The sequence below is a fragment of the Gammaproteobacteria bacterium genome (assembly GCA_003696665.1).
Taxonomy (GTDB): Bacteria; Pseudomonadota; Gammaproteobacteria; order Enterobacterales.
In genome coordinates, this window is the sequence record RFGJ01000389.1 from 1 (window position 1) to 2,596 (window position 2,596).

The window sequence follows — 2,596 nt, forward strand, 5'->3', positions numbered from 1 at the left end:
CGAACACAGCCGCATGTTCTTGGAACAGGCCGGCGTGGTCCTGGATCACATGGAAATGCCCCGCTCCGGGGACACGGTCTACCGGCCCGAGAGCGTGCATATCTCAGAGCGTTACTCCACATCTCAAACAGAAGAGTAAATCCTGGTAAATTTTGCTAGTAGCGGCCATAGGCGTAACCGTAACCTGACTTTCGCTGCGATATTTACATAACACGTGTTGTGATACTTTGGAGGCACGTATCGATGAAGCCCAATCTGACACTGGAAGTGCTTAAGGCTGAGGCGCGAGAGTTTGCCCAGATCGAATCGCAGCATCATGAGCCAACGCTATATGGCATCACCGATGGAAAAGCTGTCGGCACCTATTTCGAACATAAGTTCCGTCTCTATCTCCGTGAAAGATATGAGTTCATGGAAGGGAGCTCCGCAAGAGGGATAGACTTTCCCGAACTTGGAGTCGATATGAAGGTGACGAGCATAAGGCAGCCGCAATCGTCATGCCCATTCAGATCGGCGCGCCAGAAAATATATGGTCTTGGATATTCTCTTCTTGTCTTTGTGTATGAAAAGACAGATGATCCGGAGAAATCCACAGGGAATCTCCGTATTCTGCACACGATTTTTATCGACAAGGAAGGGACAGCAGATTTTCAAACAACAGTAGGCCTTCGTCATATTCTCGAGAATCAGGGCAACAAAGATGACATCTTGGCCTTTTTCGAGGAACGAAGATTGCCCGTAGAGGAAATCGGCGCCTCAGCACTCGCTGATGAGATTCTCGTCAGTCCTCCAAAGATCGGGTATCTGACAATCTCCAACGCGCTTCAATGGCGACTTCAATACCGTCGAGTCATCGAGAAGGCGGGTTTAGTTCCAGGGATCGAAAGACTGCAATGATGGAGCGAAAACGGCGCAAAGCCGAATTTGGAGATTTTCAAACTCCTATCAACCTAGCTCGACAGGTCTGTGGACTCATTGCACAGACTGGCTTTCGCCCTGCCACCATCCTTGAGCCGACATGTGGGGTTGGTTCGTTTCTTCGAGCCAGCCTGGAGGCGTTTCCTGACGCGACACATGTTCTGGGTTTCGAGATATATCCTGAGTACGTAGGGCAGGCGCGCAGTGCAGTACGACCACTTGCAAGGTTGCATACAAATGTCGAAATCCACCAGTCTGATTTTTTTCACACCGACTGGTCTACAATTATTGAAAGGATGCCGGAACCCCTTCTTGTGATAGGTAACCCGCCGTGGGTGACGAATGCTGAATTAAGCTCTCTGGGAAGCGCCAATACCCCGACTAAATCGAACTTCGACAACCTCCGTGGAATCGATGCTCTTACTGGCAAAAGTAATTTCGATATTTCTGAGTGGATGCTAAGAAAGAGTATTGAATGGCTTAACGGTAAGGATGGCTTGCTTGCCATGCTGTGCAAAACGACAGTGGCTCGAAAGGTTCTGGTTTATGCCTGGAAAAAGGAAATGGAGGTGGCATCGGCTTCTCTTTACCGTTTGGATGCACAAAGGTATTTTGGTGCTGCGGTCGATGCTTGTCTTCTCCTAATGAGAACGCGTTTGGGAGGGCGAAGTAGGGAGTGCCAAGTTTATTCTTCGCTTCACGTAGAAAAATCCACGGGACAATCTATCAACGTTATCGACGTATTTGGTTGGCGGGATAGAATGCTTGTCTCCAACATCCACTCATATGAGAAGTGGAAACATCTCGCAGGGAACGGGCTCAAGGGTTGGCGCTCCGGAATCAAGCACGATGCCAGCAAGGTATTTGAGTTGCGTCAGGATAACGGCCACCTGATTAACGGCTTTGGCGAAAAGGTGGATATTGAACCCGAAATGCTCTTTCCGTTGCTGAAAAGCTCCGATCTTGCAGCGCGCAGATTGCCTCAGCGATGGTTAGTTGTTCCCCAAAGGACAGTAGGCGAGGATACAAGTCGCTTGAAAACCGAGGCGCCCAAAACATGGGACTATCTTATGGCCCACGCACACCACCTAGATAAAAGGAGAAGCTCTATATATAAGAATCGAGCCCGCTTCTCAGTCTTTGGCGTCGGACCGTATTCTTTCGCCTCGTGGAAAGTTGCCATTTCAGGCCTCTATAAAAAATTTGAATTTGTACAAGTTCCTCCCTTTCAGGGCCGCCCGGTAGTTTTTGACGATACGTGCTATTTCTTCCCGTGCCAATCCGAGGAAGAATGTCAGATGCTTCATGAGATGGTTACATCCGAGCCTGCCAGAGAATTTCTGTCGGCTCTTGTTTTCTGGGATGCAAAACGCCCAATTACAGCTCGCCTCCTCAACTTGCTTGACTTAGCGGCCCTGGCGCGAGTTGTAGGGAACGAAAACGACGTCACACAAATGCTTGCAGAGCGGCAAGTCGTACAATACACACAGGGAATGCATCAGCTTCTTCTTTTCAGAGAGAATGTCGCGGGCTACAATGACAAGTGAGTCTGAAGTGGGCCAGCCGGCGACCTCGTCTTTGCACTTCCCGCCCGGCTTCCTGTGGGGAACCGCCACTGCCTCCCACCAGGTGGAAGGGAACAACACCAACAACCAGTGGTGGGCCTTCGAGCAGAAAC

At 50.0% G+C, this 2,596-nt stretch carries 3 protein-coding genes; all 3 read left to right on the plus strand.

The annotated features are described in order from the left end of the window. Positions 1-243: 243 nt before the first annotated feature. A complete protein-coding gene (locus D6694_10040) occupies positions 244-897 on the plus strand; it encodes a restriction endonuclease (protein RMH40461.1) in 654 nt (217 codons plus the stop codon). After that, positions 894-2,465 carry an SAM-dependent DNA methyltransferase gene (locus D6694_10045; GenBank protein RMH40462.1) on the plus strand — a complete coding sequence of 524 codons (1,572 nt, stop codon included), beginning with the start codon at positions 894-896 and terminating at the stop codon, positions 2,463-2,465. The genes D6694_10040 and D6694_10045 overlap by 4 nt, the downstream gene beginning before the upstream one ends. Continuing rightward, on the plus strand, positions 2,455-2,596 hold a 142-nt coding region (locus D6694_10050), incomplete at its 3' end, for a glycosyl hydrolase family protein (GenBank protein ID RMH40463.1). The genes D6694_10045 and D6694_10050, both read left to right, overlap by 11 nt.